We start from the raw sequence: 19,276 nt of genomic DNA, 5'->3' as shown, positions 1-19,276 counted from the left end.
ATAATGATTTTGATGAAAAAAATCATAACTATGTAGCACGTGTTTTCTCAATTAAAGAAAATAAAGAAGTGACATGCTTCGATAAACCTGTTCAGGACTCATGCAAAACGGATTATTTTATATCTCTCAATTATCAACGTTTAATGACACTGAGACCCGATTATGGTTACCGCAATCTACCAACGTTAAATGATGATGAGCTAAATGAATGCGAGAAAGACGGGTTATGGCGTGTCGATTTCGAAACAGGTAAGTCAGAGCTGCTTATTTCAATCGCGGATGCACGTAACGTGAAGCCACGAGATGAGTTCGATGCTGCGGTACATAAGTTCAATCATGTAATGATTTCTCCTGATGGAAATCGGTTAATATTTATGCACCGTTACTTGATCGGTAAAAGGCGTTTTGATCGCTTGCTTTTAGCTGATGCAAAGACGGGAGCTATGAAATTATTAAGTGATTTCGGTATGGTGAGTCATTGTTTTTGGGCTGATGATAATACTGTACTAGGATATATGCGTGGTCCAGAAGAGAAAGATGGCTATTGGCTATTAGACGTTGATACTGGAGAGTTTACGCCTTTTGCTCATGAGGTTTTATCGAAATATGGTGATGGTCACCCTCATGTCGTTGGAGATTGGTTTATCACAGACACTTACCCAGACAAAGCAAGAATGCAACACCTTCTACAATGTAACTGGAAAACCGGTGAAGTTAAGCACGTTGGCGAATTTTTTCACTGTTTTCAATTTTCAGGAGAAACCCGCTGTGATTTGCACCCAAGATTAACACCAGACGGCAAAGCGGTTTATTTTGATTCAGTATTTACGGGTGAGCGTAAGTTGTATCGCATGGAGTTACCATAGTGAATTTCTCGGTATTAATGTCTGTCTACAAAGCAGAAAAACCTGACTTTCTTCAGCAGGCTATAGAGAGTATTTACCATAATCAAACGCTCAAGCCATCACAGGTTGTGATTGTAAAAGATGGTCCTTTACCAGAACAGATTGAAGCAGTATTAGCTCGTTATCAATCCGAACTTCAAGAAATATTAACGATTTTTTCGCTGCCAAAGAATGTTGGATTAGGCGCTGCACTTAATGCAGGTTTAGCACATTGTCGATATGAACTGATTGCTCGTATGGATACAGACGATATCGCGATGCCGGAACGCTTTGCAAAACAAGTCAAGTTTATGCAGGAAAACCTCAATGTCATCGCTTGTAGTGGCGTTATTGAGGAATGGGATTCAGGACTTACGGAACAGTTAGGTTGCCGAAAACTACCTTTAGAACATAATGATATTATAAGGTTTGCTAAGTCTCGTAGTCCGCTGAATCATCCTGCTGCTATGTTTAGAAAAGTTGCCGTAGTTGAACTTGGAGGATATCCGCCTTTACGAAAAGCACAAGATTACGCGTTATGGAGCTTGCTAATCGTCAACGGCTCTCAGTTGGCAAACTTACCCAATGTTCTACTAAAAATGCGAACAGGTGATGAAATGATGGGAAGGCGGGGGCTAGATTATTTCAAACATGAATACCAGTTACTTCAGTTTCAAAAGAATATAGGCTTTTTTTCCTATTCGGAATATATTAAGAACGTAGTAACAAAAGGGTTGCTTAGGGTATCCCCCTTATTTATAAAGCGAGCAGCTTATAATTTTCTACGTTAGTAGTAGCTTTGGCCATTAATTTAAGATTTTTTCTATGGGATCGTAATGTATATTTTAGTCACCGGCGTAGCCGGCTTTATTGGTAGTGCCGTAGCACAAAAGCTTCTAGCGCAGGGACATCGGGTGGTTGGCGTAGATAACCTTAATGATTATTACGATGTATCACTTAAGCAGGCAAGGTTGAATAGTATTCCCCAAGCCAGTTTTAGGTTTTTTTCGCTCGATATTGCCGATCGTACCGCGGTTGCACAGCTATTTGAGCAAGAAAAGTTTGACCGTGTTATTCACCTTGCTGCGCAAGCGGGGGTTCGTTATTCGCTCGAAAACCCACATGCCTATGCTGATTCTAATCTTGTTGGGCATTTAAACATTCTCGAAGGGTGTCGGCATCATCAGGTTGAGCACCTGGTCTATGCCTCGTCAAGCTCGGTATATGGCTTGAATGCTAAGGTGCCGTTTGAGACAAGCCACTCGGTAGATCATCCCGTATCGCTGTATGCCGCGACCAAAAAATCCAATGAGTTGATGGCGCACAGTTATTCGCACCTTTACGATATTCCCACCACAGGTTTACGCTTTTTTACCGTATATGGCCCTTGGGGCCGACCGGATATGGCGCCTTTTATCTTTACTAAAAAGATTCTCGATGGAGAAACCATTGATATTAACAACCATGGTGATATGTGGCGCGACTTCACCTATATCGATGATATCGTCGAGGGCGTGGTACGGATTGCGGATGTGGTGCCCTCGCGAGATGATGACTGGACGGTAGAGAGCGGCTCGCCGGCGTCAAGCTCGGCCCCTTATGCGGTTTATAACATTGGGCACGGTAGCCCGATCAACCTTATGGACTTTATCCAAGCGATCGAATCGGAGCTTGGAATTGAAGCAAAGAAAAACTTCCGCGGCATGCAGCCGGGTGATGTGTACCAAACCTATGCTGATACCCAAGACTTGTTCGCCGCGACAGGCTACCAACCCAAGGTAGGCGTGAAAGAAGGCGTCGCGCAGTTTGTGGCGTGGTATAAAGACTTCTACCAAATATAAAAGCTTGAATACGGACAAGGGCGGCTTTTTACTGGCATTGAGGTTCTTGCTTTTTCTGTACTCTGTATTCAGTAATTTGTATTCGTGAATGGGAATACGGAGCGCTTCGCTTACGGAGTACGGGGAAGAGCAGGCTCGTACTCGCATCTACGCTTTTGCTCTCTCTGTATTCTGTATTCCGTCATCGGTATTCGGGATCTTGAATACAGAGCGCTTCGCTTACAGAATACCGAAAAGAGCAGCTGGTGCTCGCATTGAGGCTCTACGCTCTTTCCGTATTCCGTTATCTTTTCCTAGGATCCAGGACCCTAGGATCTTTCTAGCCTCTAGCCCTATCTACCCATCCCGAATAACACAGTCTTCACTGTCAGCGCCAGGATTTTAAGTTCCATTTTCCAATTCTGGTGTTTGATGTAATACACATCATATTTATGCTTCCATATTGCGTCTTCTACTGAGGCGCCATAAGGATATTTTACCTGGGCAAGGCCAGTGACGCCGGGTTTTACCGCATGGCGGAACCGGTAGTAGGGGATCGACTTTTCTAACTCTGCAATAAATACTTCGCGTTCAGGGCGCGGGCCCACCAGTGACATCTCGCCTTTAAACACATTAATCAACTGCGGTAGCTCGTCGATGCGCGTTTTACGGATAAAATTGCCCACTTTGGTGACGCGTGCGTCGTTTTTGGTCGCCCACTGTGCGCCGTGTTTTTCGGCATCGTTACGCATGGAGCGAAACTTAATTACCTCAAATTCGCGGTTATATTGCCCCGTGCGGGTTTGTTTAAAAAACACTGGGCCGGGCGATTCCAGTTTGATAAGCAGCGCCGTCAGTAAACCAATAGGCAAAGCGAACAAACCAATACAGGCTGCAAAGAAAAGATCAATCGCGCGTTTTTCGCGGCTGTTTTTGCGCACAGAGAGGATAGAAAAGGCTTTTTGGTGCAAAAAATAGCCGCTGTGGAGCAGTTCAGTTTCTGTGTAGCCTAAAGTGCGATCAAAATAGCTCACTAACGGCTCCACCCAGGCGCCAAGCTCGGTGGCGCCAATAAGAAACTGCTGCTGCTCACCGGATAGAAACGAGCTTTTAAAGTGACATAAGGTTTTACCATTAAAGTCACGGATATCGTAGCAGTTGATACAGGCATTGATTTCGGGGTGGCGAGCTAACAATTCACTGAGTTTGGCGACATCGTCATCGGGGCAAAATACAAACAGCGAGCAGTGGCTGTAGTCACGCTGTGCGTGTTGCCATTGGTAAGCTGCCGTAGCGGTTGGCGCTTCGTTTAGATGCGATGTATCCATCTCGCGGGTTTGAATCTCGTTTTGTAAGGTATCTGTCATAATTATTAACTTACTAGCCAATCATTCAAGTTAGTCATTCAAATTTTTGCGCGTAAACCAAGGAGCACGACCATCGGTAACTTCATAAAGCGAGTATTTGCGGTTAAGTTTTTGCCCGCCATCGCGCTGCAGTGGCTGCCACTCTAGTCCGCCACGTGAGGTGGTCGGTTTAACCGAGAGCAAATCAAACGGGATTGAGACATAAAAGCCCTTGGTAAAGCTGCCTTCGCCAAATTCTTCTGCCGATAAATCGGTTTTGCTGGCGTACGCGCCCACGGTGATCCCGCTATCAAACTGCTTGGCGATATCCACTGTCACGCCGACATCTTCTGTTAAATAGCGACCGGCGCTAATTTTGGCCAAGGTGTCGTCAAACAAACCGAGCGGGTTTTGCCAGTAAAGGGTAGCGTGGCCAGTAGTGGTGCCGGTTTGTACCCGGAATCCTCGGTTGCCATTTTCTGCAGGTTGATATTCGTTTTTAAATAGCCCAAACGCTGAGCCGGGCTCGCGTTGCTTGACGTAGTTGGCATCAAGCCCAATCGCGAACTGGCTATCCATAGGGCGGTAAAGCACTTCGCCGCCGACACCGGCAAACATGGTCTCTAAGTAGCCGCCATAGGTTTGGGTGTACCAGTTATCACCCCAGTGATCTAAGTAGGTCAGTTGCACATTGGTGACTCGCACGGTGTCTTCTAAGTACTGTCGATTGAGCGTACGAACACGCTTAAGATCGGTGCCATCGGGCGGCACTGTGTACTTAAATTTGTCGTAGGTATCGGCAATGTTGACATACACGCTAGACGAGGCAATAAGGTGATCGCCTAATCGGGCGGCGGCGTTGCCAGTCACACCTAGTGAGTACATGTAAAAATCTTCTGAGCCGCCAAACGATTGCACAAACACAGGGGCGAGACCGGCATCAACATTATCCCGCTGGTTAGCTTTTTCGGTGCCCGATGTGGGTTGCGGCTGCTGGCGTGTACGTGCATCGTCAGGGTTTGCGCCCACATAGCTGTTGGTGGCGACCGCGGCATAGGTGTTGGCATCAATCACGGTTTCAGTGATGGGCTGACGTTCAGCTTGGCCAATAATCCGGTATTGTTTGGCATTAATGCCGGTATTAGCAATCAGGGTGGCCGCACGCGTTTGTGCGGTATCTTGGTTTCGGTATTTGCTTTGCTCCCCCGCGACGGTGACGGTATCACCATCAAAATGTACTTGGTTATCTTGATAGCCAGCCACACTAGCGAGTTGGTGGCTCAAGGCTTGCCATTGGTCGTCGCTTAAATCCGCTTGCGTGGGCGCGGGATAATAGCTGGGGGCTTTATCGTCGAGCCAAAAGGGGCTGGCTTGATTAAAGTTGGTATTAAAGCTTAACCCTGCGGCGACGACTGCACCACGTTCATAGGCTAACCGTGCCGCCCCCCAGTGACCTAAGCGGTATACCGCGCCCACATTCCAAGGGCTGTTGACCTCCATCGGAATGCCGGTTCTGGTGCTAATAAAATCGGCTTTGTAATCGTTACCGTCGTATTCAAGCTTTAGGCTCAGCGGCGCGTAAGGGGTTTGGTATTCCACCCCGCCAAATAGAGCTGCACAGCCGGTAAACATGCGGTTGACGTCGACACTGCCGCCTTTGCCAGAGTAGGTGGTGTCACGGCCACAATCCACCGATTGGTTTTTATCACCGGTAAGATTGGCGCGATTACCCATATAACCCCAGCCAACGCCGAGTGAAAAATCAAACGGGCCGGCGCGTTTGGAGCCGACTAGGTATTCGCCATCAAATAACCCGGTGCCACCGATATCGCGCACACCAACCGCGAGTTCCGGTAGCCAATAGCTTTCTTGCCACAGGCGTAATTTGGCATCAATGCTTTTGTCGGTGTATTTTGTATCGCCGCTAAAGTCCGGGTCGTTACTATAGAGTAAGTCGTGCACCTGGGTATAGCGGACCGTGGTTTCTAACCAAGGGAATAATTGGAGCGAGGTATTAAAATGGACATAATCTTCGTTATAGGTGCTGCCTAGGGTAAATTCCCCGTCGGGAGCCGTGCGCGCGGTGGGCATTTGCATCAGGCCCACGCCACCAAAATCGGTTTGTGAGTGGATAAGCTCGGGATAATCGAAGCTGTCGGCTGACACGGCATGACTAACGGCTAATGCCACCGCAGACAGTAAAAGGCGTCCGGATGCAGAAGAAAAAGACATCATTATGGGATTAACCTGTTTTGTAAATATGTCAGAACATGCTGGTTAGGCGCGATCGCTTGGCCTTTAATCGTTTTGCTGGGCAAGGGGATATAAATTACCGAGCCTGGCAGAATATCGCGATGCTGGTGATTCCAATAAGCAATTGGATATTGGGCGCGCTCACCGGTGGCGCTGATCACCCACACGTGAGAGATGCCTAAGGTGTCTGCCCTGGCTTGCTGGATGTAATCACTGGCGGCGTGTCGCTCGTCCCAAGAGTAGTCACCGGGTTTATCCACCGCGCCGAGCACTGTTACGTTTGTTGGCCGTTTTGGCAGTTGCACGTGCCAATTCCCTTTTAACGCCGGATTGGTATTGAGAGTGATGCGGGTGATGTCGGGGTCTATCGTGCCGGGTATACGCTCGCCAACCGCCATTTTTTTGAGTGCTTGATACAGCGTTTGCCACTGTTTTTTTACTGTGCCGGTATTAACGGCGATTTGATGACGAACCGGTCGCAAATCGGCAATTTGCTTGGCTTTTTCACTGCCGCGTTGGTAGAGCCCGGCGGCGGGCCAATAGACATCATCAAGTGAGCGTTGTTGGGCTTGAGTGATGGTTAGTACCGCTTCAGCCAGGCGCGGTGGCTGCGTGAACGACAGCGCAATATCTTGATTGGCAGTGAGCAGATTAGCCTTGGCTGGGAGAGCGATTAGCAAGACGGCAGCACATAATCCGCGTTTAATCACCTGATAATCAATCATCTGCGCCTCCTTGATATGGCTTTAAATGCGTCAGTGTTACCGCCGGTAGCCCCGGTGCGAGATGTTGATAGGATTTGATGATTTTGCCCGTGTCGTTAGCGATCCAATAGTCATTAGTATATTGAGTATCGAGTGCCGGGAGGGTGACGTCTTCGGTATAGTGCGTTGTTGCCACGGGTATGCCATTCACGGAAATCTTTTGTGGCTTACCGCGCTTAAAGGTGGAATCGGCTCGGTAGCCACTATGGTTGCCTGGTTGCCAGTCAATGGTGCGTGACCATGTGTGCGGCATGGAAAGGGTATTCAGGCCAACACTTAATGGATCGGGAGTGTCAGTGTGCGTCGCTGTTAGGTTACCATCGGCTAAGTTCACCGTTTTTACCAACCGACCGTTACGCGTCACCAGCATTTCATTCTCGCCGGATAACCATTTTAAATTTGGGCTCGGATGTTCGCTAGGCTCAACAAAGGCCAGGACCATAAAACCTCGTGGCCCGTTATCGAGTTGTGCATAGAGGCTGGCATAGGGCAGTGCGTTGATCTCGTCCCAGCTTTTTTGCGCATCGGGAAAGCCTTGATAAGCGAACTTGAACGAGTCACTGAGATCTTGTATGCGCTGCGTGCACCCAGTTATTGTGAGCACGATAAAAATAGCTATAGTGGAAAAGAAGGGCTTATTCATAGGTTATTGGTTGACGGGCTACATTGATTAAAAAGTAGCTACAAAGCCGGCTTTGTAGCTACTTGAATGGCTATTGCCTTTAGTTATTTGCGTTAGCGCTAGCAGAGGTTGACGTGTTGTTATCGTCATTGTTAGCAGCAGCAACCGCCACGCCAATGGCCGCAGCAGCAGCGACACCAGCAGCAACTGCACCAGCGCCAATACCACCGGCTGCAGCGCCAGCAGCACCTGCTCCAGCAGCGCCCGCACCGGCTCCAGCCCCTGCACCAGCAGCGCCCGCGCTAGCACTTGTACCGGCACCCGCTCCAGCACCAGCGCCACCACCACTTGCGCCAGCTCCCGGCGCGGCTTCTGTTGCGGCCATTGTGCTTGCTGCGAACAGCATAGCAATCAGACCCGTTGCAATTTTTTTCATTCGTCTCTCCATGATTTTTGCATTAATACAAAAACGTCTGCAAACGCAGACACCTGTAAACTCTAATGGCTATATGGCGAGAAGTAAAATAAATACCGCACTCATCACAGATCTTTCATCTTAAATGTGCGGGAAAGCGTAAAAAGGGCCTAGGGCCTAGGGCCTAGATCCTAGGACCCTAGGCCCTAGGGAAAGAGCCGCCTCGTGCTTGCATCGGCGCTCTTGCTTTTTCTGTACTCTGTATTTAAAAGCTCGAGTACGGAATACGGAATACGGAATACGGACTCGAGTACGGAATACGGAATACGGAATACGGAGAAGAGCGGTCTTGTGCTCGCATTGGGGCTCTTGCTTTTTCTGTACTCTGTATTCAGTAATCTGTATTCGTGAATGGGAATACCGAGCGCTGCGCTTACGGAGTACGAGAGAGAGACGAGACGCTTCGCTTCTAGAGGCTAGAAACTAGATAGAGCCGCCTCGTGCTTGCATCGGCGCTCTTGCTTTTTCTGTACTCTGTATTCCGTCATCGGTATTCGTGAATGGGAATACGGAGCGCTTCGCTTACGGAGTACGGGGAAGAGTAGCCTCGTGCTTGCATTGGGGTTTTTGCTTTTTCTGTACTCTGTATTCCGTATTCTGTATTCCGTATTCGGGAAGTTCAGGTTGTGTTTTTTGTACTTTACCTAAACACTCGATCAGTGTTGAACACTTTCATAATGAGTGAGGATGTCGATTATGCTACTCTTCTCGAGCTTACCTGCAGTAGTGCAAGGAAAATTCATTACTGTGCGTTATCTGGTTGTTTCTAAAACAAACTGTTAATCGTTTATGGCGCCAGCAAACGAAGGATGTGACCTGAGTCGTGTTTTTGAAAGAGTGAATGAATGCGTCCGAATAGAAAAACAGGGCAAGATGTACAGGTTTTTGTCATTAGCTTACGCGAGTCTACAGAACGCCGAGCCCGAATAAAAAAACAGTTGGATCAAAAAGGGCTGGACTTTCAGTTTTTTGATGCAATTGATTCGTATTCCCACGCTTCTCTTTTAGAAGAGCGCGAAAACATTCAAAAAACCCAAAGGGTGAAAGGCTATCGGTTGCAAAATACTGAGTTAGCCTGTTTTGCAAGTCATCGTTGCCTATGGGAAAAGTGCGTTGAAAATCAACGCTCTATGATAATCCTTGAGGATAACGTCGATCTGAAAGACTTTTCCGTTGAAAGCTTATTAAAAATATATGAGCAGAGTCGTGAGTTCTTTTATATCAAACTATCCGCGACAAACAAGAAGTCATTCATTAAAATTAAAAAATTGGATGGAAACTATTTCTTAGGGCAATATACTGGTAATACCTGTGGTACGACTGCTTATATTATTAGCCCGGCTGCGGCTAAAGCGTTTCTAGGTGATTCTGAACAGTTTCTTGAGCCAGTTGATGATTATATGGAAAAAACTTGGAAGCATGGCGTCAAAACATATAGTGTTTCCCCATGCCTCTTTGAACGAGCAAAAATCAGCTCAACTATTGGAACATTTTCTAGTAGAAAGAGAAAGCTAAATATCACGTTAGCTAAGCGACTATATATTGAAGCTTACAGACTGGTTGAAGGCTGTCTTAGGTTTTTCTTTTTTATGGATTGGAAGAAAATAATAAAATATAAAATTCAGCGCCACTGGTTTTAAGGAATAGTTTGGCATGAAGAGGAATATTGCATGGAGCGTCCAGCTGTCCCAAAACAATCGGGCAGTTGTTGTTTTTATGATTGCTTGTTGCGTAGGTTATGCGTTATTTAAAACATCTTATCGATGGGTTGGTGATATATTTCAAACGCTTGTTATTTTAGGAACGCTTGTCTCAATTTATATCAATAGGAGAAAAGCTACAAAAGAACCGCTCGTATGGTTGATGGTGTTGGCTGTCATCACCCCTTTTTTTAGTTGGTTTAACGCCCTGTTTGAACATCCAAGTATAGTAAGTTCAACTCCCGACTTAGGTGCTATTTTTAACTTCTATTTTTTTCTTTTCGTTGCCTATTGGATAAGGCATGACAAAGTGTATATTAATAGCTTTATGATTGCATTTTGCCTCGGTGTGTTATTAACCATGTACTCTTATGCGCCGGATATGGTGAATGAGATTACTCGCGGACTCAATGGTCAACGTGTTGATTTTTCGTATGTCAATGCAAATCATCCAGCAGCGCTCCTGGGAGCAGCGGTCATCGTTGCAATTAGCTTTTGGGTGAAACAACGAAATAGCTCTGCATTTTTCGGAGCTACCCGAACGTCTATTAATATCATGCTTATTCTTTTTACCACTATTTCTTTGATGATGCTCGTTTTCACACAGTCTCGGCAGTCATGGCTTGCACTGGTGATTAGTCTGGGGTTGATGGCATGGGCGTATGTGTATCGGCGGTATGCGTTTAGTCCTGCAATAACATTGTTCATCATGGTAGTTTTGACCGGTTTTTCAGCCATCATTATTGCCCAAATTCCTATTATTAACGATCGAATAATGGATGAAAAAGACGTGGTATTGGCTTTGTTGTCATTGGACTTAGACAATATTCCTTTCTCAAGTATCGGTATTCGTGTTCACTTATGGTCCGAATCATTCGCATGGATTAAAGAGAACCCACTGTTGGGTCTCGGCCAAAATGGCAGAGCCTTGGTCATCTCATCTTCTGAAGTGATGCCAGCGTTTGTAAAAAAGGACTTTACCCACTTACATAATGGTTATATCGACACCCTAGTGAACTATGGGATAGTAGGATTAATGATTTTTATGGTTAGTATTTACAGCTTATTAAAAAGAGGTATGAGTCAAAGTCAAACAATGCGGTGCGCGTCTCTGACTGTAGGCTTTGTTAGTTTCTTCATGGTCATTAATCTTTTTGAGTCCTTTTTAACCTTTAAATCTGGTGAGTTCATTTTTAATTCAGTGGCTGCAATGATTCTATCCATGATTTACAATGATAAAAAAGAAGTGGGGCTTTAAATGTTTACTAAAATACATGCTGTTTGGCTAGGGAATAAGATGTCACCACTCGCGCTTGCTTGCGTGGATGATTGGCGAAAACAAGGTTACGATGTAAAGGTTTGGACGGAAAAAGATACAGAAATACTCACATGGATAAATAACTGTCAGTTTGCAAAAGAATGCTTCTCGCGTGGGTTGTACGCGTTTGTGAGTGACTATTTGAGACTCAAAGTATTAGCCAAGCATGGCGGGTTATATTTAGATACCGATGTGACGATTAGACGTAATCCGTTTGATTTATTTAGTGGTTATGAGTTTGGAGTGGGCTATGAAGATAATGAGAATATCGGCACCGCGGTGATATTTGCACTACCTCATTCGACTGTACTCAAAGATGCCATTACCTTTTACGAAAATGAAGTTCTGACATCCCCTCTCTTTATGGGTCCGAAGATCATGACAGAAATCGTGTCTCGGCATCAATATAAATCAGGCTTTGAGCATAGAGTGAAACTGTTTGATAAAGAGTGCTTCTATTTTTATGATGGTGATGGAGTGTTACCTGATTTCTCATCAAAATCTTATTTAGTCCATTGGTTTCAACATAGCTGGAAAAACCCAAAGAAAGAAGTCTACCTAAAAACGAAGCATCTAGGCTTTTGGGGTAAACTTTATGTGCACCAGAAGTACTTGTTTCGATTTAAATCAAAAAAATAAGCAAAATGAGAAGACGAGACAAGACGCTTCTAGAGGCTAGAAACTCGATAGAGCAGATCGTGCTTGCATTGGGCTCTTGCTCTTTCTGTACTCTGTATTCCGTCATCGGTATTCGGGATCTTGAATACAGAGCGCTTCGCTTACAGAATACGGGAAAGAGACGCTTCGCTTCTAGAGACTAGAAACTAGATAGAGCAGATCTTGCTTGCATCGGGGCTCTGCTCTTTCTGTACTTTGTATTTAAAAACTTGAATACGGAATACGGAGAAGAGCGGTCTTGTGCTCGCATCGGCGCTTTTGCTCTTTCTGTACTCTGTATTCAGTAATCTGTATTCGGGATCTTGAATACAGAGCGCTTCGCTTATACAGAATACGGAGAAGAGCAAGGCCAGGCACGATACGCTTTTTCCGTATTCCGTATTCAGTTCCCTAAGCTCTTTCTAGCCTCTAGCCTCTAGTCTCTAGCTTCTGCCCTCAACGCTATGCTCGCGAATATCACCACCCCAAGTGAGAAAAACAAAATGCCGGAGTGGTGGTTAAGGTAATGTTGCGTCAGCATATAGCCAGCAATCAGGATAAGATGGCTGCGCAGCATTATGGTGGCAAAATGTTTGTCTGGCGTGTCGCCTGTGTTAGTTTTTCTGGTTGCTAACCAAGGCGCTGCGATTAACACAATCAAGGTTAATCCGCCAATCAATCCTTTGACTTGTAGTTCTTCTAACAACTGGTTGTGGGCACGACTAAAGTCCATCACGATAGGATCAACCTGGCCTTTTTCAACCAATACCTCTCTAGCGGATGTAAATTGGCTATAGCCAGTTCCTGTGATGGGGTTATCAGCAAATAAATATAAGGCCGTTTTCCATAGCTCGACTCGCACACCTGAAGAGCTGGTCACGCTGGGCGTGCGTTGTGTGTCCGTATCGGCCATTTCAGTGCGTTGAATTTGTTGGTAGTCATCCAATTCAGCAAAAACTAAACCAGCTCTATCTAGTGCAGGGATAACGGCAGTGACCACAATCAGAACAACGCTGGTGGCGATGGCCAGATAGTCTCGCGAGCTAAAGTGTTTTCGGTAGTAAATCACTGCCCACAAAGCGACAAAAGGAGTAATCACCCAAGAGCCACGCCCGCCACTGAGCAGTGTGGCGATAAATCCTAGGGTGATGCCTAAAAAGGCGATGGTCTTTAAGGTCGGTAATGTTCGCTGACAGCTATAGATATAGGCGAAAATGCTAAACACACTCAGGCTTGCGGCCATGCCCGCAACTTGGATCGGCATAAAGCCGCCAGTCGAAAGCGCACGAATATCGAGCATATAATGCTGATACAGTGCAATAACTCCTACCAAAGCGGCACCAATCGCGCAGCCGTAAAAAACGGATTTAAGCTCAGGCGGATACTTCAAGAGCAATGCAAAAATCATGATGGCGAGCAAAACACGACTGGGCATATCCAGTTGCGTATAATGCTCTCCCGGTAGGGCAAAGGCGAGTGTGACCACAAAGTAGAGCACCAATGAGCCACTAATCAGTATAGCGGGGCGTGTTTTTAGCGCCTGCCACGTACTCGGCAACATTATCAGAGCGGTGACCGCCAATAAAATCGCGCCATATTTGTACGAGTCGGGCGTGATAAGCAAGGTGGTGAAGTAAATCAAACACAATAAGCTGGTGAGCCGTTGGCGAGAAGTAAGCAGCAAGATCCTTTCCTCTGTCTTCTATTTTTTTATGAATGGCATGTTGCAGAAATGCGGTTGCATCATACAGGAATAGCCCAAAGCGAGGAAGCGCCTAAGGTCTCAACTCTCATGGGAGTGGCGTTCAATCATCTGTATTTGAGATTTTGAATACGGAGCGACAAATTTGCATTTATTATCATTGCGAATAGAATAGCCGTCTAGAAGTTAAAGCTTCTTAAATCGTTGATGGTATGAGTTATTACGTGCTGTTACTTCCCTTAATTACCAATGAGAGTGTCACATGGCTAAGCACCTGTTTACCTCAGAGTCCGTCTCTGAAGGCCATCCTGATAAAATCGCCGATCAGATTTCTGATGCGGTCTTGGATGCCATTCTTGAGCAAGATCCCAAAGCGCGCGTTGCCTGCGAAACCTACGTGAAGACCGGAATGGTCATGGTAGGCGGGGAAGTGACGACCTCAGCCTGGGTTGATATTGAAGAGCTCACTCGCCAAACGGTACGCGATATTGGTTACGTCCATTCCGATATGGGTTTTGATGCCAATTCTTGTGCAGTATTGAACACCATTGGCAAACAATCGCCTGATATAAACCAAGGCGTTGACCGCGCTGATCCCAAAGATCAAGGTGCCGGCGATCAAGGGATTATGTTTGGTTTTGCCACCAATGAAACCAATGTACTGATGCCAGCCCCTATTACTTACTCACACCGTTTGGTTGAGCGCCAAGCGCAAGTGCGTAAAGATGGCACCTTAGATTGGCTACGTCCTGATGCAAAAAGCCAGGTCTCTTTCGCCTACGACAACGGCAAGATTGCGGGCATTGACGCCGTGGTGCTGTCAACACAACATTGCGACAGCATTTCAACCGACGATCTCCGCGAAGCGGTCATGGAAGAAATTATCAAACCGGTTCTGCCTGCAGAATGGCTCACTAAAGAGACTAAATTCTTTATTAATCCAACGGGTCGCTTTGTGATTGGTGGCCCGATGGGAGACTGTGGTTTAACCGGCCGTAAAATTATCGTGGATACCTACGGTGGCGCAGCTCGTCACGGTGGCGGGGCATTCTCAGGCAAAGATCCATCAAAAGTGGATCGTTCTGCCGCCTACGCCGCACGTTATGTAGCGAAAAACATCGTCGCAGCTGGCCTTGCTGACCGCTGTGAGATTCAATTGTCGTACGCCATTGGTGTGGCCGAGCCAACGTCTATCATGGTCGAAACTTTTGGCACTGAAAAAGTGGCGCCAGAGGTGATTATTAAAGCCGTTCGTGAGCACTTCGATCTACGTCCGTATGGCCTACAAGAAATGCTCGACTTGCTGCAACCTATTTATAAGCAAACTGCGGCGTATGGCCATTTTGGTCGCGAAATTTTCCCATGGGAGAAAACCGACAAAGCAGACCTATTGCGTGAATTTGCCAAGCTGGGGAAAGCTTAAAACGGCTCTAGGTAAGTAAGAGACTAGGCTCTAGAAACTTAGGCTTTGCCTACCGGGGCAGGCACTTTTGAGCCTATACTCGACTTGATAAAAAGGGTGTCGTACAATCCCTTCTTTTTCAGATGGCTAGCAAGGTTCCGAATACTATGGTCCCACAATAAATGGCAGTTTCAGGTACGCATGACACTGTTTTAAAGTTTGTAAAAGATACGTTTCCTGAGCCAGCAAGCACAAAAATCCTTGATATTGGAGCGGGACAGGGGTCTCTTTCCTTAAAATTGAAACAAGCTGGGTATCAAGTGTGCGCGTGTGATATTGATGCTAACAATTTTAAGGTTGCTGATATTGAGTGCCTAGAAGTTGATGCTAATGGCGACTTGCCTTATGAAGCTGGTACATTCGATTTAGTGTTATCTATCGAAGTTATCGAACATATTGAGAATCATAGCGGCTTTTTCACAAACGTGAACCGAGTTCTGAAACCTAACGGAAAGTACGTTTTTTCTACACCAAACATTCTGTCTCTTAAATATAGACTAAGTTTTTTATTAACTGGCTATGGTTATTCATTCGGTCCTTTAGAGCCTTTTGTTCGCTCACCTGCCGAACAACATATATCCCCGTTTTCTTTGGATAGGTATACCTGGATGCTTTCTATGTGTGGTTTTGAGATTGCCACTTTCAGAACAGATAAACTGCAGTCATCATCAAAAATTTGGTACTTCTTAGCACCATTAATTCGTTCATTAGCTAAAAAGCGCTTCGGGAACTCTCCAACGGTGCAAAGACAGAATAGTAAAACAGCATTGTTGGGCAGAAAGCTATTTATAATGGCGAGTAAACGGGGTAAATAAAGCGTTCAGGGTTTTGAGTACGGGAAAGAGACGAGACGCTTCGCTTCTAGAAACTAGAGCCTAAACAGAATAGATCGTGCTTGCGTTGGGGCTCTTGCTCTTTCTGTGCTCTGTATTCCGTCATCGGTATTCGTGAATGGGAATACAGAGCGCTTCGCTTACGGAATACGGGGAAGAGCGAAAAGCGGAAAGCAGGTCCTAGGACCTAGGATCCTAGGCCCTAGGAACTTTATCGACAGACCCAGGCACGATACGCTTTTTCCGTATTCCGTATTCCGTATTCCGTATTCCGTATTCCGTATTCTGTCCCCTAGAACCTAGGATCTTTCTAGTCTCTAGTCTCTAGTCTCTAGTCTCTAGTCTCTAATCCCAATACCCATTCGGGTTCTTCGACTGCCAGCGCCAGGTGTCTTTTACCATGGTTTGCAGATCGCGTGTGGCGGTCCAGCCTAATGTCGCTTTTGCATAAGCCGGATCAGCGTAGCATTCGGCGATGTCGCCGGCGCGGCGGGGTTTAATCTCGTAAGGGATCGAGCGCTTCGCCGCGGCTTCAAAGGCATGCACCATCTCTAGCACACTGTTGCCTTGGCCGGTGCCGAGGTTAAAGATATGAGTGCCAGGTTGATGAGCCATTTTATCCAGCGCGGCTAAATGCCCATCGGCCAGATCCACCACGTGAATATAATCACGTACGCCGGTGCCGTCGGGAGTGGGGTAATCATTACCAAACACGCCTAACTTTTCTCGTCGGCCCACCGCCACTTGTGCCACAAAAGGCAGCAAGTTATTGGGTGTGCCTTGTGGATCTTCACCCAGTAAGCCAGATTCATGTGCACCGACCGGGTTAAAGTAACGCAGCAAAGTAATGCTCCAATCTGGATTGGCATGGTGAAAATCCTGCAGGCATTCTTCCACCATCAACTTGCTTCGGCCATAGGGGTTAGTCGCCGAGGTGGGGAAGTCTTCTTTGATTGGCACCGATGCGGGATCACCATAAACGGTGGCAGATGAGCTGAAAATGAGCGATTTGACGTTAGCCGCTTGCATTTCACGCACCAGGTTTAGAGTGCCGGAGACATTGTTGTCGTAGTATTTCAGTGGCTTTTCAACCGACTCACCCACGGCTTTTAATCCGGCAAAGTGGATCACACTGTCAATGCTGTATTCAGCAAATACCTTCTTTAAGAACGCACTGTCGCGAATATCACCTTGCATAAAAGCCGGTCGCGCGCCAGTGACTTGCTCAATGCGATCGAGCACCATTTCTTTGCTATTACATAGGTTATCGATAACGACCGGCGTATGGCCTTGTTTGATCAGTTGAATGCAAGTGTGGCTGCCAATATACCCTGTGCCACCGGTGACGAGTACCTTCATGGTCGAACTGCCTAGTTTGTTATCAAGGTTGGTAAATAAGAACGACAGAATACTGAATGCGGGGGGATATGGGAAGAGCCGGGAAAGATAACCCGGGTGCTCGTATCGGCGCTCTTGCTTTTCTGTACTCTGTATTCCGTCATCTGTATTCGTGAATGGGAATACGGAGCGCTTCGCTTACAGAATACGGGGAAGAGCGAAAAGCAGTGCCTGTCACGATCAGCACCAATTTTAACACTGGCGCCAACTTTGGCTTTGATGTCCGATGGCGCCGTGCAACGGGCGCGCGGCCGGCTTGGGTATTCATGATTTACATTGTGCTGGCGCTTATGCCGACCTATGCCAATGGTGCCATTGGTGCTTGTGTCTCAAGACGCGAGTCGATAAGAAGCAGTAATTGATTCGGCGCAGTCGGGTGGTATGATATTGTCATACCCGTGATATCTTAGGATGGCCAGATATGAGCATGCATCGGAAAACCATTACGCTGACTGAACAACAAGACTGTTGGGTGAAAAGCCAGATTGAAAGCGGTCAGTTTGGCAATGACAGTGAGTATATCCGTTACCTCATCCGTCGAGATCAGCAGGCTCAAGAACGTATTGCCGTGCTGAGGAAGGCTCTCGCTGAGGGTGAGTCAAGCGGGAAACCTAAGGCACTCGATGTATCGGCTATCAAGGCAACTGGCCGTCAACGGATGAAGGCGGCTGATTAGTGCTTAAGCTGAGCGTCACGCCGAAGGCCGAATCCGATCTCATTGGAATTTGGGTATATACCTGCGAAAAATGGGGTGCTGATCAGGCAGATAAATATCTAGATCAGCTTGAGACCGGCATGAAACAGCTGATTAATCATCCATCACTCGGCGCGAACTACGCCTATGTTTTTTCTGGGTGTCGAAGATTGCAGGTCGAGCATCACGCTGTTTTCTATCAAGTATTTGAGTCGGAGGTACTCGTTGTTCGTGTGCTGCACGAGGACATGGACGCACCTGAAAGACTTCTGGATTAGCTAGTTAGTAATTTATCGGGACTTTTGGTGGTGCTATTGGCGGAGGTGACATAAGCCCCAGCACCATGTCAACAATAATGCACCATGTCACCGGGCGCCTGTCACGATCAGTGCCAATTTTAATCATCAATGTCGGAGGCGCGCCCGTTATATCGAGGAGCGAGGCTTACATCGTGCTGGCGCTTGTCCGACCTACGCTTGGTTTTTATTTCGGTGGTGCCATGGCGTAGGCGGAGTTATCGAGGACAGGCACTTTTGGTTAGTCTAGTTATGGCTAATCCATTAACATACAGCAGAGTAGTTCTCAGTATTTAAAGGAGACAACCCATGGCTGAGCGTGACACAGAAAAGACCATTCCCGAGCGTGACCAGCGGCGGTTTGCGGTGTCGGCTAACCGAGGCAAAGCGAGTCATCGTGTTCGCTACGTCGAGTTGGGCGGTTCCTCGGTGGATAATGAAGAGTGCACGTTTTGCCAAGCGGTGCCGGGTTTGAGTGAGCAACCGGAGAAGGAAGAGAGCCGAGAGGCTTCGCTTCTAGAGTCAAGAGACTAGATAGAGCAGATCGCGCTCGCATCGGGGACTTGCTTTTTCTGTACTCGGTATTCCGTCATCGGTATTCGGGATCTTGAATACGGAGTGCTGCGCATACAGAATACGGGAAAGAGCAGACTGTGCTCGCATCTGCGCTTTTGCTTTTTCTGTACTCGGTATTCCGTCATCAGTATTCGGTAGCTTGAATACGGAGCGCTTCGCTTACAGAATACTGAGAAGAGCAGGAAGCAGTGCCTAGGACCTAGGACCTAGGAACTTTATCTAAAGGGCCAGGCACGATACGCTTTTTCCGTATTCCGTATTCCGTATTCCGTATTCCGTATTCCGTATTCCGTATTCCGTCCCTCGGACCCTAGGATCTTTCTAGTCTCTCCCCCTAATGTGATCTTCCCCTCTCTTTATTAATGATTCCAATATCAATAGTCGATCCCTCTCACATCTGTGATGTTTACAGATGGTGAAATTTTTCTTTCATCTGCATTATTAATCCATATCGAAACGTTTCGATAGCGTTTCCT

18 protein-coding genes are annotated in these 19,276 nt (G+C 46.7%); 11 read left to right on the top strand and 7 right to left on the bottom strand.

The window, feature by feature from the left end:
* From BZG74_RS15605 to BZG74_RS08340, 3 genes are all read left to right on the top strand, one after another.
* Positions 1-866: TolB-like translocation protein (locus BZG74_RS15605; RefSeq protein WP_077772170.1), on the top strand; the 866-nt coding region annotated here is incomplete at its 5' end.
* Positions 866-1,675 (top strand): glycosyltransferase, encoded by an 810-nt coding sequence (locus BZG74_RS08345; RefSeq protein WP_077772169.1) that lies wholly within the window; start codon positions 866-868, stop codon positions 1,673-1,675. The genes BZG74_RS15605 and BZG74_RS08345, both read left to right, overlap by 1 nt.
* Before the next feature lie 45 nt (positions 1,676-1,720).
* Positions 1,721-2,725, top strand: coding sequence for an NAD-dependent epimerase (locus tag BZG74_RS08340; RefSeq protein ID WP_077772168.1), 1,005 nt, complete (start codon positions 1,721-1,723; stop codon positions 2,723-2,725).
* Between the two features lie 332 nt (positions 2,726-3,057).
* On the opposite strand, the gene BZG74_RS08335 is transcribed toward BZG74_RS08340, so the two are convergent.
* The 5 genes from BZG74_RS08335 to BZG74_RS15660 form a co-directional block, all read right to left on the bottom strand.
* A complete protein-coding gene (locus tag BZG74_RS08335) occupies positions 3,058-4,071 on the bottom strand; it encodes a sugar transferase (protein WP_077772167.1) in 1,014 nt (337 codons plus the stop codon).
* A 30-nt stretch (positions 4,072-4,101) separates the two neighbouring features.
* A complete protein-coding gene (locus BZG74_RS08330; RefSeq protein ID WP_077772166.1) occupies positions 4,102-6,285 on the bottom strand; it encodes a YjbH domain-containing protein in 2,184 nt (727 codons plus the stop codon).
* On the bottom strand, positions 6,285-7,028 hold the full coding sequence (locus tag BZG74_RS08325) for a capsule biosynthesis GfcC family protein (protein WP_077772165.1): 744 nt from the start codon (positions 7,026-7,028) through the stop codon (positions 6,285-6,287). Before BZG74_RS08325 ends, BZG74_RS08330 begins: the two co-directional genes overlap by 1 nt.
* Complete coding sequence (locus BZG74_RS08320; protein ID WP_077772164.1) at positions 7,021-7,710, bottom strand: YjbF family lipoprotein; 690 nt, start codon at positions 7,708-7,710, stop codon at positions 7,021-7,023. The genes BZG74_RS08325 and BZG74_RS08320 overlap by 8 nt, the downstream gene beginning before the upstream one ends.
* Before the next feature lie 79 nt (positions 7,711-7,789).
* On the bottom strand, positions 7,790-8,125 hold the full coding sequence (locus tag BZG74_RS15660; protein ID WP_162274006.1) for a hypothetical protein: 336 nt from the start codon (positions 8,123-8,125) through the stop codon (positions 7,790-7,792).
* Positions 8,126-9,009: 884 nt separating this feature from the next.
* On the opposite strand from BZG74_RS15660, the gene BZG74_RS08310 reads away from it, so the two are divergent.
* Genes BZG74_RS08310 through BZG74_RS08300 form a run of 3 tightly spaced genes read left to right on the top strand, consistent with a single transcriptional unit; the run spans position 9,010 to position 11,821 of the window.
* Entirely contained in the window at positions 9,010-9,804 is a 795-nt protein-coding gene (locus BZG74_RS08310; RefSeq protein ID WP_077772162.1) for a glycosyltransferase family 25 protein, read from the top strand.
* Positions 9,805-9,817: 13 nt separating this feature from the next.
* A complete protein-coding gene (locus tag BZG74_RS08305) occupies positions 9,818-11,122 on the top strand; it encodes an O-antigen ligase family protein (protein WP_077772161.1) in 1,305 nt (434 codons plus the stop codon).
* Positions 11,123-11,161: 39 nt separating this feature from the next.
* A complete protein-coding gene (locus BZG74_RS08300; protein WP_235605726.1) occupies positions 11,162-11,821 on the top strand; it encodes a glycosyltransferase family 32 protein in 660 nt (219 codons plus the stop codon).
* Between the two features lie 454 nt (positions 11,822-12,275).
* Here BZG74_RS08300 and BZG74_RS08295 read toward each other — a convergent pair whose 3' ends face one another.
* Positions 12,276-13,523 (bottom strand): O-antigen ligase family protein, encoded by a 1,248-nt coding sequence (locus BZG74_RS08295; protein ID WP_077772159.1) that lies wholly within the window; start codon positions 13,521-13,523, stop codon positions 12,276-12,278.
* Positions 13,524-13,803: 280 nt separating this feature from the next.
* On the opposite strand from BZG74_RS08295, the gene metK reads away from it, so the two are divergent.
* A complete protein-coding gene (gene metK / locus BZG74_RS08290; RefSeq protein WP_077772158.1) occupies positions 13,804-14,964 on the top strand; it encodes a methionine adenosyltransferase in 1,161 nt (386 codons plus the stop codon).
* Between the two features lie 161 nt (positions 14,965-15,125).
* Positions 15,126-15,818 carry a class I SAM-dependent methyltransferase gene (locus BZG74_RS08285; protein WP_077772157.1) on the top strand — a complete coding sequence of 231 codons (693 nt, stop codon included), beginning with the start codon at positions 15,126-15,128 and terminating at the stop codon, positions 15,816-15,818.
* A gap of 363 nt (positions 15,819-16,181) precedes the next feature.
* Here the strand turns inward: BZG74_RS08285 and galE are convergent, their stop codons facing one another.
* Positions 16,182-17,195, bottom strand: a complete 1,014-nt coding sequence (gene galE, locus BZG74_RS08280; RefSeq protein WP_077772156.1) for a UDP-glucose 4-epimerase GalE — start codon at positions 17,193-17,195, stop codon at positions 16,182-16,184.
* Positions 17,196-17,655: 460 nt separating this feature from the next.
* Here galE and BZG74_RS08270 point away from each other — a divergent pair, with 460 nt between their 5' ends.
* The 3 genes from BZG74_RS08270 (at position 17,656) to BZG74_RS08260 (ending at position 18,758) form a co-directional block, all read left to right on the top strand.
* Positions 17,656-17,910: a type II toxin-antitoxin system ParD family antitoxin gene (locus tag BZG74_RS08270; RefSeq protein WP_077772154.1), complete on the top strand. Its 255-nt coding sequence runs from the start codon at positions 17,656-17,658 to the stop codon at positions 17,908-17,910.
* A complete protein-coding gene (locus BZG74_RS08265; RefSeq protein WP_077772153.1) occupies positions 17,910-18,206 on the top strand; it encodes a type II toxin-antitoxin system RelE/ParE family toxin in 297 nt (98 codons plus the stop codon). The genes BZG74_RS08270 and BZG74_RS08265 overlap by 1 nt, the downstream gene beginning before the upstream one ends.
* A gap of 327 nt (positions 18,207-18,533) precedes the next feature.
* Positions 18,534-18,758 carry a hypothetical protein gene (locus BZG74_RS08260; RefSeq protein WP_077772151.1) on the top strand — a complete coding sequence of 75 codons (225 nt, stop codon included), beginning with the start codon at positions 18,534-18,536 and terminating at the stop codon, positions 18,756-18,758.
* Positions 18,759-19,276 lie beyond the last annotated feature (518 nt).

Source organism: Salinivibrio sharmensis, from assembly GCF_001995985.1.
Classification (GTDB): domain Bacteria; phylum Pseudomonadota; class Gammaproteobacteria; order Enterobacterales; family Vibrionaceae; genus Salinivibrio; species Salinivibrio sharmensis.
Note: the sequence above shows the minus strand (reverse complement) of the source record. Positions and strands in the feature narration are given on the sequence as shown.

What these genes read in the sequence shown, in the direction of transcription:
- BZG74_RS08340 (WP_077772168.1), top strand. Translation starts at nt 1,721, where the DNA reads ATGTATATTTTAGTCACCGGCGTAGCCGGCTTTATTGGTAGTGCCGTA.
- BZG74_RS08335 (WP_077772167.1), bottom strand. Translation starts at nt 4,071, where the DNA reads ATGACAGATACCTTACAAAACGAGATTCAAACCCGCGAGATGGATACA.
- BZG74_RS08330 (WP_077772166.1), bottom strand. Translation starts at nt 6,285, where the DNA reads ATGATGTCTTTTTCTTCTGCATCCGGACGCCTTTTACTGTCTGCGGTG.
- BZG74_RS08325 (WP_077772165.1), bottom strand. Translation starts at nt 7,028, where the DNA reads ATGATTGATTATCAGGTGATTAAACGCGGATTATGTGCTGCCGTCTTG.
- BZG74_RS08320 (WP_077772164.1), bottom strand. Translation starts at nt 7,710, where the DNA reads ATGAATAAGCCCTTCTTTTCCACTATAGCTATTTTTATCGTGCTCACA.
- BZG74_RS15660 (WP_162274006.1), bottom strand. Translation starts at nt 8,125, where the DNA reads ATGAAAAAAATTGCAACGGGTCTGATTGCTATGCTGTTCGCAGCAAGC.
- BZG74_RS08310 (WP_077772162.1), top strand. Translation starts at nt 9,010, where the DNA reads ATGCGTCCGAATAGAAAAACAGGGCAAGATGTACAGGTTTTTGTCATT.
- BZG74_RS08305 (WP_077772161.1), top strand. Translation starts at nt 9,818, where the DNA reads ATGAAGAGGAATATTGCATGGAGCGTCCAGCTGTCCCAAAACAATCGG.
- BZG74_RS08300 (WP_235605726.1), top strand. Translation starts at nt 11,162, where the DNA reads ATGTCACCACTCGCGCTTGCTTGCGTGGATGATTGGCGAAAACAAGGT.
- metK (WP_077772158.1), top strand. Translation starts at nt 13,804, where the DNA reads ATGGCTAAGCACCTGTTTACCTCAGAGTCCGTCTCTGAAGGCCATCCT.
- BZG74_RS08285 (WP_077772157.1), top strand. Translation starts at nt 15,126, where the DNA reads ATGGCAGTTTCAGGTACGCATGACACTGTTTTAAAGTTTGTAAAAGAT.
- galE (WP_077772156.1), bottom strand. Translation starts at nt 17,195, where the DNA reads ATGAAGGTACTCGTCACCGGTGGCACAGGGTATATTGGCAGCCACACT.
- BZG74_RS08270 (WP_077772154.1), top strand. Translation starts at nt 17,656, where the DNA reads ATGAGCATGCATCGGAAAACCATTACGCTGACTGAACAACAAGACTGT.
- BZG74_RS08260 (WP_077772151.1), top strand. Translation starts at nt 18,534, where the DNA reads ATGGCTGAGCGTGACACAGAAAAGACCATTCCCGAGCGTGACCAGCGG.